This window comes from Streptomyces sp. NPDC045022 (assembly GCF_056432605.1).
Genome location: NZ_JBWKIR010000006.1, coordinates 298,604 through 312,047 on the forward strand (window position 1 = coordinate 298,604; position 13,444 = coordinate 312,047).

Consider the following 13,444-nt stretch of genomic DNA (forward strand, 5'->3'; position numbering starts at 1 on the left):
CGTACGACGTTTGCCCAGGCGGGGTCGGGCAACGCGAAGTCCATGACTGAATCGAACAACGAGACGAGCCGGAAGTCCGCAGCGGAGAAGGAAACAGAGGCGAAGGCCCGGCGGACGGCGGAGAGGGCGACCGCGCCGGCCGACCGCGCGGCGAAGAAGGCCGCGGCGGCCACCGATGACGCGGTGTCGGTCGCGAAGGCCGGCACCCAGCGGGCTGCCGGGGCGACGAGCGCGGCCGCCAACGCGGCGGCCCGGGGCGTGGAGACGGGCCGCCAGGCCCTGATCACGGCATCGGGTCAGGTCGCGGCCACGGCCAAGACGGCGTGGACGGTGGTCGCCCACCGCAAACTGGTCGCCACCGGGGTCGGCGCGGGCCTCACCGCACTGACCGCCGCGTCGTACGCGATGGGCCGCCGAGCCGAGCGCCACACGTACGGGCCCGTCACCCGCCTCACGCGCGGCCGCATATGACTTGCCGTCAGCGAACGCCGGCTGGCGGGACCTCGGTGTCCTGAGCCGGGTGAGGCCGGTCCGGTGCCGTCGCGCACGCAACGGTACGGACCGCGGGCCGGCGCCGCGGTCCGTACCGGAGGGGAGGGGAGGGGAGCGGTGGGGTTGGGCCGGAGGAGGGGTCAGCCCGCCCCGTTCACCAGCGTCAGCGCGTCTTGTTCAGCTGGGCGAGGGCCTTGGCGAGGCCGTTCACCCAGAGCTGGTTGACCCGGGCGCGCTCGGTGGAGTTCGGGTACCGGTTGGTGCAGGACGGGCCGGGGCCCCCGCCCGACATCAGTTCGCTGCACGGGCCGCTGTAGTGGTCGGGCAGCCCCAGCACGTGGCCGGTCTCGTGGGCGGCGACCCGGACCGAGTCGTACTGCTGGTTCTGCGTGTAGTCCAGGAAGATGTAGCCGCTGCCGTGGCCGTCGGTGGAGGCGTAGGACCCGCGTGAGTCGTTGCCCTCGTAGTAGGTGAAGTCGGCGCTGCCCGACGTCGCCTGGAGCTTGACGTTCGACACGGAGCTGTTCCAGATGGAGGCGGCGCTCGATATCTGGGAGCGGAAGCTCGGGGCCTGGGAGGCGTTGTAGTAGACGGTCACCGCCTTCAGGGTGGGCTCATCGGCCTGCCTCTTCGCGACCGACTTCAGCACCGCGTCGAAGAACGCCTTGTTGCCGGCGCTCTCGGCCGAGCCGACGTAGCCGGCGGTGGCGGTGTGGGCCGGTGCCGTGGGGATGCTCCGGGCGCTCGCCGGGCTCGCGGTGCCGAGTGCGGCGGAGGCCATACCGAGACCGAGCGCGAGGGCCAGGAGTCTCCGGGAGTTCTTCGACCCGGTGCTCTTGCGGAACGACGCCATTGTGGGGGCTCCTACTCGTCCTGTGGGGTTGAACGATCGGTTGCCAGTGAGTCTCGGGGAGGCCAACGGGACTGCGGATGATGGCAAACGGGGATAGCACGGGGCTATCGGCGGCCGACTCGTCCACTTTCGTTGGAACTTGAACATCTGGTGCGGTGCCCCCGCGCCGCCCTACGCTCCCCCCATGGAGCTCGAGGTGAGGCACCTGCGCGTTCTCTGCGCCATCGCCGACACCGGCAGTCTGCACAAAGCGGCGCGGGAACTCGGCATGGCACAGCCGTCGTTGAGCACCCAGCTGCGACGCATCGAGCACGCGCTCGGCGCCCAGCTCTTCGTGCGCGCCCGGTCCGGCTGCCGCCCCACCCCGCTCGGGCTGGTGGTACTGAGCCGGGCCAGGCCGCTGGTGGCGGAGTTCGCGGCGATCGTCACGGAGGCCAGGGCGGCGGCCGCCCGTGCCGCGGGCGGGTTCCACCTGCGCATCGGCGCCACGGCGAGCCGGGCCATCCCGGGCTGGCTGCGCCGCCTGCGGGCCCGGGTGCCGCGGATCGAACCGACGCTCCAGATGAACGTGTCCGCCAACTCCCTGCTGAACATGGTCGCCGCGGCCCGGCTCGACATGGCCTTCGTGCACGAGGTCGAGGGCAGTCCGCTACGCATCCCGCCGGGCCTGTGCCTGCGCGTGCTCGTCGAGCGCGAACCGCAGTTCGTCACCCTCGCCGCGGACCATCCGGCGGCTTCGCGGCGACAGGTGCGCCTTGCCGACCTGGCCGGCGACCGCTGGATGGTCGACTCCACGGTCGACGGTGAGTGGGACGCCCTGTGCCGGGCGCTGCGTGCCGCGGGCCTGGAATCGGAGATGCTGCACGGCGACTACCTCACCGCGTACTCGCTGGCCGCCACCGGCGAGGTGGTCACGGTCAGCCAGCCCACCGCCCATCCCCGTCCCGACCTCGCGATCCGCCCCCTGGTGGGCGACCCGATCGGCGTACGCCTGCTGCTGGCGGCCCGCACCGAGGCCGAACTCGACGACGCCTACCCGGAGTTGGAGGGGGCCTATTGGGCAGTGGTCCGTGAGGCGCCGGTCTACCTGGAGTGGCTGGAGCGCGCGCGCCGGCCCACCGCGCCGGAAGTGCCGGGCACACCGGGCACGCCGGACGCGTGCCGGAACGTTCACGCGGAGCCGGTGCCGTGGAAGCGGCCGGTGACGGTCGGCCCGCGGACGCCGTACGACCGCCGTCCGGCGCCGCACCGCTCGACGGCGGCGTGCGGCAGCGGCCCGGCCGACGACGACCAGGCGGGCCCCCTCGGGCGTCGGTGAGGACGACGACCTCAGGGGCCCATGGGAATGACGGCGTGACCGGAAGCCTCCGCCGGGTGAAGGCGATCAGCCGGGGAAGCGGCCCGTGGAACGCAGGTGCCAGCGTCGTTCGGCGTAGGCCAGGTCATCGCGCCACAGACGTCCGGCGGCGGCCCGGACGAGGGGCCGCAGGACCGGGGCTGCCCGGCGCGCGACGGCGAATCCGGGGCGGTCGGAGGCTGCGACGACGGCTTCGACGACCGCCGTGCGCGGGCGGCCCCACGCGTCCGGACCCAGCGGGGTGGCGTGCGTTTCGACGACCGAGCCCCGGCCCTCGCCGTCCGTGATGCGCATGACGACCGTGCGCGGCTCGGGCGCCGTGAACACGGCCCGCACGGGAACCACGAGCCGCCCCGCCACCTTGAAGGAGACGTCCACCCGGAAGCCGTCGTCCTGCCCGTCACCGGAGGCGTTCGGTGCGTCGGCCACCGTCAGGTCGACGAACGAGTAGGGGTGGAACCACGCCCCGTGCCAGGGATCCAGACGATTGGCCACGACGTCCTCGGGCTCGCAGACACCCATCCCGGCATAGACCGTCGACAGCGCCCGGGCGAGGTCGGGGCGCCGGGGCAGCACCGGCTCGTCCAGCGGTGGCTCGCCGCCGATCTCGTCCAGCCGGACCCACAGCAGAACGCCGTCGTCGTGCACCGGCAGCGGGTGCCAGTCGGCGAACGAGGCGCCGTTCAGGGCCAGCCCGTGCCAATGGCACACCAGGGTGCCGCAGCGCACGGGGCTGTCCCGCAGCGGGGCACCCAGATGCGGACAGACGCCGGGCCCCGCCACCGGGCGACCGTCGGCGGCCCGCCAGACGACCAGCTCCCGTCCCGCCACGGTCCGCGCCAGGGGACGGTCGTCGCGCAGACTGCGCGAGGCGCCCACGACGTACCAGTTGCCGGACGGACGGGACTGCGCCCGTTTCAGCGCCCCGGCGATCAACGCCGGCTTGGCCTCGTGCCACGTGGGCCGCTGCCTGTCCCAGGGGACGGGGCGTCGGCGCAGGGAGAGCGGCAGACGCTTCCGCCTGCCCGGCCGGCCGGGGTTCACGCCGCCTCCTGGTGGACGCCGGGGCACGGCGTCGCCGGGCCTGTGGAGAGCGGGCCCGTTTCCAGGACTTCCCCGCCGCGGGGGTCGGCACGGGCGCGCAGCCGTGCCGCGACCACGCGGGCGAGCCCGTCGGCGGCGACCGCGGCGCGTCGCCGCCGGGACACCGCGGCCCGGCGGTGCAACACCGCATAGCCGTCGCGGGCGACGGCGTCCAGAATGCCGCCGTACAGGACGAACGCGGTGCGGATGCACGGCCGGGACACCGGATCCAGCATGCCCAGGCCCGGCGCCGCATCCCGGTAGACGCCCCGGGTCAGCGCCTCGAACTCCTGCAACGCGGCGGTGATGCGGGCATCGGTCCGGCCCGTGTCGCGACTCCAGCGCAGCAGGGCGCGGTCGACACCGTACGCGTCGAGCAGATCGGCGGGCAGGTACACCCGGCCGCGGTCGAGGTCCTCGCCCACGTCTCGCAGGAAGTTGCTCAGCTGGAAGGCCACGCCGAGCGCGGCCGCGTGGGGCGCCGCCTCGGCACGGGGAACCACCGTCCCCAGCACCGGCAGCATCTGCAGCCCGATGACGGCCGCGGAACCGTGCATGTAGTCGCGCAGGTCGGCGTAGGTGGGATAGTCCGTGACCACCAGGTCGGCACTCATGGCGGCCATGAAGTCGCGGAAGTGCTCATGGGGGATGGCATAGCGGCGTGCGGTGTCGGCGAGCGCGAGCACCACCGGTTCGTGGCTGTGCCCGCTGCGCAGTCCCACGTCCAGGCTCTCCTTCAGCCCGGCGAGCGCGGCTCCCCGCTGATCGGCGCGGATCCGCGGATCGAGCGAGTCGACGATGTCGTCCGCCCAGCGTGCGAAGCCGTACAAGGCGTGCACGGCGGACCTGCGTTCGACGGGCAGGAGGCGGGTGGCGAGGAAGTACGTCCTGCCGTGGCGGGCGTTGAGGGCGCGGCAGTGACGATAGGCCTCGCGCAGCGCCGCGTCGGTGATGCCTGCCGCGTCGAGTTCGCGGTCGGTCATACGGCGTTCTCCTTCGTGGGGGGCGGCGACGTGCGCGCGTGTGCGGAAGAGGGCCGGGGGACGCCGGTGATCCGTGCCGCGGCGAGCTTTCCCGACAGCAGTACGGTCGGTACGCCGACGCCGGGGGTGGTGCCGCAGCCGGCGAGGACGGCGTTCTCGGTGCCGCGCACCAGGTTGCGCGGACGGAACGGGCCGGTCTGGGCGAAGGTGTGCGCGGCCGAGAACGGGGTGCCGGCCGCATGCCCCTGGGACTGCCAGGTGGCCGGAGTGACGAGGCACTCCTTCTCGATGGCGGCCTCGATGCCGTCGAGACCGCGCCGCTCCAGTTCCCGCAACAGTTCGGAGCGGTAGCGCGGCGCGAGGTCGGCCCAGGTACGGGCCCCGGGCCCCACCTCGGTGTTGGGACAGGGCGCGAGGATGTAGTGCAGATGGCGGCCCGGGGGCGCGAGCCCGGGATCGGTGGCGGTGGGGCGGGTGATGAGCAGCGAGGGATCGCTCATCAGGCGGCCCGTGCGGGTCAGTTCATCGAAGGTGGTGCGCCAGGCGGCCCCGAACGAGAGGGTGTGATGCGCCAGTTGCGGCCACGTGCGGTCGGTACCCGCGTGCAGGACGACCGCGGAGGGGGAGTGGCGCAGCCGCAGCGGGCGCCGGGGCCGGCGGCCGAGCAGACCATAGGCGACGGGCAGGTCCGGGGTGAGGACGACGGCGTCGCAGGGAATCCGGTCCCGGTCGGTGACGACCGCCGTGATCCGCTCGCCGGAGCGTTCCAGCCGGGTCACCCGCTGTCCGAACCGCAGTTCGGCGCCCGCGTCGGCGGCGGCGTCCGCCATGGCCTGAGGCAGCGCGTGCATACCGCCCCGGGGGAAGTAGACGCCGGCGACGGTGTCCATGTAGGCGATCACGGCGTACGCCGCCAGCGCCCGGGCCGGAGGTACCCCCGCGTACAGGGCCTGGAAGGAGAACACGCGACGCAGCCGCTCGTCCCGCAGGAAGCCGCCGATCCGCGCGTCCAGACAGCCGAAGCCGCCGAGGGCGGCCAGGCGCGCCAGGTCGCGGCCCAGCAGGCCCAGCGGCGAATCGAAGTTGGCGTCGATGAACCGGCGCATCTGCACCCGGTAGAGCTGCTCCAGCCACGCCCGCAGCCGCTGGTAGCCCGCCGCCTCGGCGTCTCCGGCGAAACGCTTCACCTCCGCGGTCATGGCCTCGGCCCCGGTGTGCACGTCGAGGGAGCTGCCATCGGCGAAGCGAGCGTGGTAGGCGGGGTGCAACGGGATCAGCTCGACGCGGTCGTACAGGCTGTCGCCGACCGCGGCGAACGCCTCGTCGGCGAGGTCCGGCATGGTCAGCACGGTGGGGCCGGTGTCCACGCGGTAGCCCGCGAGATCCAGCCGTCCGGCGCGGCCACCGGGCAGCGGATCGCGCTCCACGACAGTGACGCGGCGGCCGGCGCCCAGCAGGTGCAGGGCGGCCGACAGCCCGGAGAGCCCCGCACCCACGACGACGACGTGGTCACTGGGTCCGGGCAGGGTGCGGTTCATACACGGGTCTCCTCGCCGGTGGCGGTGGCGGTGGCGGTGGCGGTGGCGGTGGCGGCGGTGCCGGTGGTCAGGGGCACGGCCATGCCGTGATCGGGCTCGGATTCCTCCGAGCGGGCGCCCGGACCGCTCGGCATGCCGCCCGCCGCGACCAGGAGCAGCTCGCGCAGACGGCTTCCGCCTTCCCGGTCCAGCAGGGCGCCGTCGAAATGGCGGAGTCCCTGGGCCACCAGTCGGCCGATCCTCGCTTCGACGGTGGCCCGCGCGCCGGTGCGTTCCAGGATCTTCCGCACCTCGTCGAGACCCTCCGGGGCCAGCTCGCCGGCGCCGAGCGACCGGTCGAGCACGGCGAGGGCCGTACGGTCCCCGGCCGTCTCCGCCCTGGCAAGGGCCAGCGCGATCAGGTAGGTCGGCTTGCCCTCGCGGATGTCTCCGCCCGCGGACCTGCCGGTCCCCGCGGCATCGGCGAAGACGTCGCTCAAGTCGTCACGGAGCTGGAAGGCCATGCCGATGCAGCGGCCGGCCGAGCACAACGCGCCCGTCGTGGCGTCGTCCGCCCCCGCCAGTGCCGCGCCCAGCGCCAGCGGCCGCTGGACGGAGTACAGGGCGCTCTTGAGGCAGGCCGAGCGCAACGCCCGCGGCAGCGAACGGGGCGCCGTGATCTGACCCTGGACATCGAGGTACTGGCCCGCCACCATCTCCGTACGCAGGTCGCTCCACAGCCGGCGCACCACGTGCTCGGTCCCGGCGGGCAGAACGGTCTCCGCCATCAGGTCGTCCGCCCACGCGAGGGCGAGATCCCCGGCAAGGACCGCCGCGGCGTCCCCGAACCGCGCAAGGCGGTGCGCGTGGGCGGTGCGGACGTACGTGGCGGTGCGGTCCGGTTCGGCGTCGCGGCCCGGGTGGGCGGTGCGGGCGTACTGGGCGCTGAGGTCCGCGTGCAGGGCGGCCCTGCCCCGGCGCCGCGGCGAACCGTCCATCACGTCGTCCTGGACGAGCGCGCAGGTCTGCAGGAGCTCCAGCGCGGCTCCCAGCCGCAGGGCCGCCGTGGTGGACGTGTCATCGGCGCCGCCGCAGGCGCGCAGTGCCCACCAGAGCAGTCGCGAGCGGACCCGCTTGCCGCCCCGCTGGGTGAAGTGCGCGACCCGCAGCGCGAGGTCGTCGGCGAACAGCGGGTCCACGGCCCGGGCCCGATCGACCCGGTCGGCCAGCACGTCGTCCAGCACACGGTCCACAGCCGCGTGCACGTCCCGGTCGACGGCGCGCGCCACTCCGGCCCCGGCCGGCCTGCCGGCGTGGCCCGCTTCCAGCGGGCCGGCGGGCGGCTCGGTGCGCGGACCGTCCGGGTGCAGCCGAACGGGTGATTGTGGCAGGGCGGCCAGCCGGGAGGCGAGCGGCGGCCCGGCCGCATGGTCATCCGTCGCCTGGGTGGGGCGCATCGAGGTTCCTCTCATCCTGATCGCATGTCGCTCCGTTGACAGGCTCTTCACTCCGGGGGCCGTGCGCGGATGCGACAACGGACCCGAAGCCCGGCGGACGGACCGTGCACGACATGCATTCCACGCTCGTCCCTCCCGGCCCAGGCCGCCTGTCGCGTTCGAGTGACCTGCATCCGATCGGGCACACGGGCGGGAACACCGGCCAAGTGCGCAACAGGAGGCGCGGGAGGGAGACGACAGTCGTGCGGGAGACGGAAGGAGGGAGGCAGCCGTGGTGCGGGAGACGGACGTAGCGGTCGTCGGCGCCGGAGCGGCCGGACTGTCCCTGGCACACCGGTTGTCGGGGCACCTGCCCGGAAGGCGTACGCCATCAGTGGTCCTTGTGGACGCTCCGCCCGGACCGCTGCGGCCGCCGAGCCGGACCTGGTGCTTCTGGGAGAGCGGCCGGAGCCGTTTCGAAGCGGCCGTCACCGCGACCTGGCGGACCCTGAGCGTGCGTCCACCGACGGGCGCCCCCGTCACGGGGGACATCTCGCCCCTGCGCTACAAGATGATCCGGTCGGACGACTTCGAGGACCTCGTCGCACGGGACCTGGCGCGCAGCCCGAACGTGCGGCGCCTGGACGCGACCGTGGAGACGGTGGAGGACATCCCCGGGGGAGCCCGGATCGTCCTCCGCACAGCCGACGGCCGGTCGGGTCTCCTGCATGCCCGCTGGGTGTTCGACTCCCGCCCGCTGGGCAGTCTCCCGGCCGCCCGTACCACCCTGCTGCAGCACTTCCACGGCTGGTTCGTCCGCACGGCCCGGCCCGTCTTCGACCCCGGCACCGCCGAGCTGATGGACTTCCGCACCCCCCAGCCCCACGACGGCCTGTCCTTCGGCTACGTGCTGCCCACCGGCCGCCACGAGGCCCTGGTGGAGTACACGGAGTTCTCCCCCCGCGTCCTGACGGCGAACGGCTACGAGGCGGCCGTACGGCACTACGCCGAGGATGTCCTGCGGCTCGGCGACACCCATGTGATCGCGACCGAGACCGGGGTCATCCCGATGACGGACGGCCCGATGCCGCGGCAGGTCGGGCAGTCCGTCTTCCGCATCGGTGCCGCCGGTGGTGCCACCCGCCCGTCGACCGGCTACACCTTCGCCGGGCTTCAGCGCCAGACACGGGCCGTGGCGGCCGCCCTGCGCCGCGGCCACCGCCCCGTTCCGCCACCGGCCCACTCGGCCCGCTCCCGGGCGATGGACGCCGTACTGCTGCGTGCCCTGGCCAGCGGCCGGATTGACGGCCCGGCACTCTTCTCACGGATGTTCGAGCGCCTGCCCATGAACCGGGTCCTGCGGTTCCTCGACGGGCGCACCCACCTGGTGGAAGACCTCTCCATCGGCTTCCACACACCGATCGCGCCCATGCTGCGTTCGGCGTGGGAACTGTCCGCCCTGCCCCGCCGCCCCTTCGACCACCCCTGACCCACCCCCGGCCGGCCGACCGCCACGCCTGCCTGGCTCCCGCCACTCCTGACCGCTCCGTCCCCCCGGCCTGCTCCGCGTGGCCCGTCCCCGCGACTCCCGGCCCGCCGCCCGCCGAACCGACCACCGCTGCTCCTGGAGACCGCATGGACCTGTTGCGCGACGAGGACCTCGCCGCCGCGTTCGATCACGCCGCCCGCAGTTACGACACGCTGGTGGCCGCCAACCCCGGCTATCACGCGCACCTGCGCCGCTCGGTACGCCGCCTCGGTCTGCCCGGGCACGGAGCAGGGCTGCGCGTGCTGGACCTGGGCTGTGGCACTGGTGCCTCGACCGCCGCGCTGCGTTCCGCGCTGCCGGGCGCGGACATCACGGCGGTGGACGCCTCCGCCGGCATGCTCGAACGAGCCGCGGCCAAACCGTGGGCGGCCGGCGTGACCTTCGTACACGCCCCGGCCGAAGCTCTGCCCGAGGCCGGGGTGAAGGGCCCCTTCGACGCGGTGTTCGCCGCCTACCTCTTCCGCAACCTGTCCGATCCCGACGCCGTGCTCGGCGCGGTGCGCAGCCTGCTCACTCCGGCAGGACGGCTCGGAGTGCACGAGTACACCCTCAGCGGCCGCCCTGCGGATCGCGCCGTGTGGACGCTGGTGTGCCGCGGCATCGTCCAGCCCGTCGCCACCGTGCTCGGGGACGGCGGGCTCTACCGCCATCTGTGGCGCAGCGTCGTCCGCTTCGACACCGCGCAACGTTTCGCCGGACGGATCCGCGCCGCGGGATTCCACCAGGTGAGGGCCCTGCCGCTGCCGGGCTGGCAAACCGGCATCGCGCACACCTTCGTCGCCTGCCGCACCGATGCCGCGACGGGGACCGGGCGATGACCGGCGTCGCCCACCGTCCCGACGGTCACCCCGACCCCGCTCACCGATCCGGCGGCGCCCACCGTCGCGAAGGCGCGCGTCGCGGCCGTGACCGCCGGGCCCGCCTCCTGCCACCGCGCCCGGGAACCCCGCGGATCGACGGCCCCCGCCCGACGACCGCCGTCGTGGGAGCCGGGATCGCCGGACTGGCCGCCGCCACGGCACTGGCCGAACGCGGAGTGCGCGTGACGCTGTACGAGCGCGAGGCGTACCTGGGCGGCCGTGCCGGCGGCTGGCCGGTCGAGCTGGCGGACGGTACCACCGCGACGATGAGCCGCGGCTTCCACGCCTTCTTCCGCCAGTACTACAACCTCCGGGGCCTGTTGCGCCGCACCGATCCCCGGCTGGAGCGCTTGACCGCGCTGCCGGACTACCCGTTGCGGCACAGCAGCGGCCTGCGGGACAGTTTCCGGCACGTCCCGCGCACCCCGCCGTGGAGCGCGCTCGGTTTCGTCGCGCTCAGCCCGTCGTTCGGCCTGCGGGATCTGCGCACGATGCACCCCGTCGCCGCCCTCCCGTTGCTCGACGTACGCGTCCCCGAGGTGTACGAGCGCCTCGACGACACCAGTGCCCACGACTTCCTCGAAGCCGTGCGTTTCCCGCGAAAGGCCCGCCACCTGGCGTTCGAGGTCTTCTCCCGCAGCTTCTTCGCCGACCCGCGGAAGCTGTCCGCAGCGGAGATGGTGCTCATGTTCCACATCTACTTCCTCGGCTCCGCCGAGGGGCTGCTGTTCGACGTACCCCGCGCACCCTTCCCGGCAGCCCTGTGGCACCCGCTGGCCGGCTATCTCCGGCGGCACGGTGCCGAGGTACGGACCGCCACGGCCGTCGAGCACGTCGCGCGTACCCCGGACGGCGCTTACGTGCTCACCGCCGGCGGCGAGGAACGGCGGCACGACACGGTCGTGCTCGCACTGGACGCCGCCGGCCTGCGGTCCCTCGTCGGCCGCTCCGACCGGCTGGGCGACGCCCCGTGGCGCGAGCGGATCCAACGGCTGCGCACCGCACCGCCGTTCCTGGTGACCCGCCTGTGGCTGGACCGCCCGGTGGATCCGGGCCGCCCCGGATTCCTGGGCACGAGCGGTTACGGCGGCCTCGACAACATCAGCGTGCTGGAGCGCTGGGAGGACGAGGCGGCCCGATGGGCGGCACGCACCGGCGGCTCCGTCGTGGAACTGCACGCCTACGCGGTGCGGCCGGATGCGTCCCGCGACGTCGAGCAAGAGCGCCTGATCCGGGAGTTGCACCGGGTCTACCCGGAGGCGCGGCGGGCCACCGTCGTCGACGTCCGCCACGAGTGGCGTCAGGACTGCCCGTCGTTTCCCGTGGGCGGTCATCTCGACCGACCGACCGTGCGCACCCCCGAACCCGGCCTCGTGCTGGCCGGCGACCTGGTGCGCACGGACCTGCCGGTGGCGCTGATGGAGCGCGCCGCGACGAGCGGATTCCTCGCCGCGAACGCGCTGTTGGAGCGCTGGGGGGTGAGGGGGCAGACGCTGTGGACGGTACCGGATCGAGGCCGGGGTGCCGCGCTACGCGCTCTCGCCCGGTGGGGACGAGTGGACACCTCGCCGGCCTGACCTGAGCGGTGAGGGCGTCCGGCTTGCCGGTCGGGCGACCAGGGTCACTCGGGAGGGTCGGCGTGCGTGCGGAGCTGTTGCCAGCAGCGGTGGACGTGTTCTTCGGCCTCGCGTACGGCCAAGATGGCGGCGTCGTCCGCCGGTGCGGTAGAGGTCGGCGCCGCGCTGTCCGTGCGGGCTGTGGTGCGACGGTGCGGCAGGTGGGCCGCGCGGACAGCGTGGCGCCGGTGGCCTTGGCGCAGGACCGCCGCGCGCGCGACGAGGATCGAGGTGATGACTGCGGCGGCTGTCAGGGCGGCGGCCGCGTGCTGGTCGGACATGGCGGCGAGGGTCCTTCATGTGGCTGCGTGGCTGCGTGGCTGCGTGGTCGAGGGTGTGCGGGCCGGCACCGATGCGGTACCGGCCCGCACATCTTCCGGTGGGGCTCAGCCGGGCCAGGTTCCGGTCAGGCGGCGGGTCGCGGTGGCGCCGGCGCGGTCGACGCTCGCCTTGACTCCGGCGAAGATCGCGCCCTGAAGGGTGGCGGCGAGGAGCACCTCGCGCCAGGTGCGGTCCTCGTCGGTGGCGTCGGGGGCGTCCTCGTCGTGCCCGAGCATCTTCCAGGCCTGTTTGAACAGGCCGCCGGCGAGCATGCCGCTCACGGCCCCGAGCACGAGGCCGAGGGGCTTGTAGGCGACCTTGGACGCCTTCACCCGGTTCACCCCCTCCCACGGCGGCAGGCCAGCCACAGCACCACGGCCGTGCCCGCGGCCGCCAGGAGCAACGTGCGGTTGTCCCGCGCCAGTTGTGCCCCCTGGGCGGTCCTGTGCCGTACCGGCTCCGGGACGTTGTCCTCCCAGAGCCGGCCGGCCCGCGCGGCCGTGGCCCGGGTCTGATCAGCCACCTGAGCGGCCTCGTCCTTGACCGGATCGGGCAGCTTGTCCTGCACCTGGTGGACGACGTCGGCGGCTTTGTCCTTCAGTTTCCCCACCGCGGACGCGGCCTGTTCCTTCAGCTCGTCCGCCTTGGCGGTGGCCTGTTCCCTGACTTCGGCGGCCTTCTCCTGGGCGCGGGCCTTGACGTCGGTCTTGGCCGCGAGTGCCTCGACCGTCTCGCCCAGCTCGTGGCGGGTCTGCTCGATCTGCTCGCGCAGCTCCTCGGGGCTGGAGGCGGTCGGCTCGTCGTGGGGTGGCTGGGTCATCGGTGCGCGCTCTCCTTGATCTCGGCCACATCGGCCTTCACGTTCTCGATCGTCTGCTCCGGTGCGGGCGGCGCGGCCTGGGCGACCTGCTTCCTGCCGGTCAGTGCCATCACCGCGGCGATCATGCCCAGTACCGCGGTGACGATCAGGGCGGAGGCCCACACCGGCAGCGCGACCGCCAGTGCGGCGATCACCGTGGCGACCAGAGCCTCGAGCATCAGGAAGCCCACGAGGCCGGCACCGCCGAACAGTCCGCCGCCCTTGCCGTAGCGCTTGCCCTTCTCCTTCATCTCCGCCTGCGCCAGGCGCAGTTCACCACGCACCAGCTCGGTCAGCTGCTGCGAAGCCCGCTGCACCAGCTCGCTCACCGGCTCCGATGCCTCCGCCCGCTGGCCCGTCCCATGCTGCGGCTGCGTACTCGACACGGCGATCACCTCCCGTCATTCACTTCTTCCGGCCCGCGTGCCCGCGATGCCGGGTCGTGAGCCCGCGAGTACCCCGATACGACCAGTTCACGGCCGACGACTTGCCTGGACGGGACGTGGCCGCCGCTCGGC

At 73.7% G+C, this 13,444-nt stretch carries 14 protein-coding genes; 5 read left to right on the forward strand and 9 right to left on the reverse strand.

The window, feature by feature from the left end; genetic code table 11:
* Positions 1–42: 42 nt before the first annotated feature.
* On the forward strand, positions 43–471 hold the full coding sequence (locus tag AC07C1_RS14395) for a hypothetical protein (RefSeq protein ID WP_478938979.1): 429 nt from the start codon (positions 43–45) through the stop codon (positions 469–471).
* Between the two features lie 184 nt (positions 472–655).
* Here the strand turns inward: AC07C1_RS14395 and snpA are convergent, their stop codons facing one another.
* The gene (snpA, locus tag AC07C1_RS14400) at positions 656–1,345 is read right to left on the reverse strand and encodes a snapalysin (protein WP_478938980.1); all 690 of its coding nucleotides are present in this window, start codon (positions 1,343–1,345) and stop codon (positions 656–658) included.
* A 184-nt stretch (positions 1,346–1,529) separates the two neighbouring features.
* Here snpA and AC07C1_RS14405 point away from each other — a divergent pair, with 184 nt between their 5' ends.
* Positions 1,530–2,663 carry a LysR family transcriptional regulator gene (locus AC07C1_RS14405; protein ID WP_478938981.1) on the forward strand — a complete coding sequence of 378 codons (1,134 nt, stop codon included), beginning with the start codon at positions 1,530–1,532 and terminating at the stop codon, positions 2,661–2,663.
* A gap of 66 nt (positions 2,664–2,729) precedes the next feature.
* Here the strand turns inward: AC07C1_RS14405 and AC07C1_RS14410 are convergent, their stop codons facing one another.
* The 4 genes from AC07C1_RS14410 to AC07C1_RS14425 are packed head-to-tail and all read right to left on the reverse strand — an operon-like array spanning position 2,730 to position 7,742.
* Positions 2,730–3,746, reverse strand: coding sequence for a Rieske (2Fe-2S) protein (locus AC07C1_RS14410; protein ID WP_478938982.1), 1,017 nt, complete (start codon positions 3,744–3,746; stop codon positions 2,730–2,732).
* Complete coding sequence (locus tag AC07C1_RS14415; protein ID WP_478938983.1) at positions 3,743–4,768, reverse strand: phytoene/squalene synthase family protein; 1,026 nt, start codon at positions 4,766–4,768, stop codon at positions 3,743–3,745. The genes AC07C1_RS14410 and AC07C1_RS14415 overlap by 4 nt, the downstream gene beginning before the upstream one ends.
* Complete coding sequence (crtI, locus tag AC07C1_RS14420; RefSeq protein ID WP_478938984.1) at positions 4,765–6,306, reverse strand: phytoene desaturase family protein; 1,542 nt, start codon at positions 6,304–6,306, stop codon at positions 4,765–4,767. The genes AC07C1_RS14415 and crtI overlap by 4 nt, the downstream gene beginning before the upstream one ends.
* Positions 6,303–7,742 (reverse strand): polyprenyl synthetase family protein, encoded by a 1,440-nt coding sequence (locus AC07C1_RS14425; RefSeq protein WP_478938985.1) that lies wholly within the window; start codon positions 7,740–7,742, stop codon positions 6,303–6,305. The genes crtI and AC07C1_RS14425 overlap by 4 nt, the downstream gene beginning before the upstream one ends.
* 274 nt (positions 7,743–8,016) lie before the next feature.
* On the opposite strand from AC07C1_RS14425, the gene AC07C1_RS14430 reads away from it, so the two are divergent.
* From AC07C1_RS14430 to AC07C1_RS14440, 3 genes are all read left to right on the forward strand, one after another.
* Positions 8,017–9,210, forward strand: a complete 1,194-nt coding sequence (locus tag AC07C1_RS14430; protein WP_478939032.1) for a lycopene cyclase family protein — start codon at positions 8,017–8,019, stop codon at positions 9,208–9,210.
* Between the two features lie 146 nt (positions 9,211–9,356).
* Entirely contained in the window at positions 9,357–10,088 is a 732-nt protein-coding gene (locus AC07C1_RS14435; protein WP_478938986.1) for a class I SAM-dependent methyltransferase, read from the forward strand.
* The gene (locus AC07C1_RS14440; RefSeq protein WP_478938987.1) at positions 10,085–11,707 is read left to right on the forward strand and encodes an FAD-dependent oxidoreductase; all 1,623 of its coding nucleotides are present in this window, start codon (positions 10,085–10,087) and stop codon (positions 11,705–11,707) included. The genes AC07C1_RS14435 and AC07C1_RS14440 overlap by 4 nt, the downstream gene beginning before the upstream one ends.
* A 44-nt stretch (positions 11,708–11,751) precedes the next feature.
* Here AC07C1_RS14440 and AC07C1_RS14445 read toward each other — a convergent pair whose 3' ends face one another.
* The 4 genes from AC07C1_RS14445 to AC07C1_RS14460 all read right to left on the reverse strand — a co-directional run bounded on the left by AC07C1_RS14445 (position 11,752) and on the right by AC07C1_RS14460 (position 13,312).
* Positions 11,752–12,027, reverse strand: a complete 276-nt coding sequence (locus AC07C1_RS14445; protein ID WP_478938988.1) for a hypothetical protein — start codon at positions 12,025–12,027, stop codon at positions 11,752–11,754.
* A 105-nt stretch (positions 12,028–12,132) separates the two neighbouring features.
* Positions 12,133–12,399, reverse strand: a complete 267-nt coding sequence (locus AC07C1_RS14450; RefSeq protein WP_478939033.1) for a DUF4235 domain-containing protein — start codon at positions 12,397–12,399, stop codon at positions 12,133–12,135.
* A gap of 5 nt (positions 12,400–12,404) precedes the next feature.
* The gene (locus AC07C1_RS14455) at positions 12,405–12,887 is read right to left on the reverse strand and encodes a DUF3618 domain-containing protein (protein WP_478938989.1); all 483 of its coding nucleotides are present in this window, start codon (positions 12,885–12,887) and stop codon (positions 12,405–12,407) included.
* Positions 12,884–13,312 (reverse strand): phage holin family protein, encoded by a 429-nt coding sequence (locus tag AC07C1_RS14460; protein ID WP_478938990.1) that lies wholly within the window; start codon positions 13,310–13,312, stop codon positions 12,884–12,886. Before AC07C1_RS14460 ends, AC07C1_RS14455 begins: the two co-directional genes overlap by 4 nt.
* Between the last annotated feature and the right edge of the window lie 132 nt (positions 13,313–13,444).

Coding starts and splice junctions, on each gene's coding strand:
- snpA (WP_478938980.1), bottom strand. CDS start 1,345: ATGGCGTCGTTCCGCAAGAGCACCGGGTCGAAGAACTCCCGGAGACTC.
- AC07C1_RS14445 (WP_478938988.1), bottom strand. CDS start 12,027: ATGTCCGACCAGCACGCGGCCGCCGCCCTGACAGCCGCCGCAGTCATC.
- AC07C1_RS14395 (WP_478938979.1), top strand. CDS start 43: ATGACTGAATCGAACAACGAGACGAGCCGGAAGTCCGCAGCGGAGAAG.
- AC07C1_RS14425 (WP_478938985.1), bottom strand. CDS start 7,742: ATGCGCCCCACCCAGGCGACGGATGACCATGCGGCCGGGCCGCCGCTC.
- AC07C1_RS14415 (WP_478938983.1), bottom strand. CDS start 4,768: ATGACCGACCGCGAACTCGACGCGGCAGGCATCACCGACGCGGCGCTG.
- AC07C1_RS14440 (WP_478938987.1), top strand. CDS start 10,085: ATGACCGGCGTCGCCCACCGTCCCGACGGTCACCCCGACCCCGCTCAC.
- crtI (WP_478938984.1), bottom strand. CDS start 6,306: ATGAACCGCACCCTGCCCGGACCCAGTGACCACGTCGTCGTCGTGGGT.
- AC07C1_RS14455 (WP_478938989.1), bottom strand. CDS start 12,887: ATGACCCAGCCACCCCACGACGAGCCGACCGCCTCCAGCCCCGAGGAG.
- AC07C1_RS14405 (WP_478938981.1), top strand. CDS start 1,530: ATGGAGCTCGAGGTGAGGCACCTGCGCGTTCTCTGCGCCATCGCCGAC.
- AC07C1_RS14435 (WP_478938986.1), top strand. CDS start 9,357: ATGGACCTGTTGCGCGACGAGGACCTCGCCGCCGCGTTCGATCACGCC.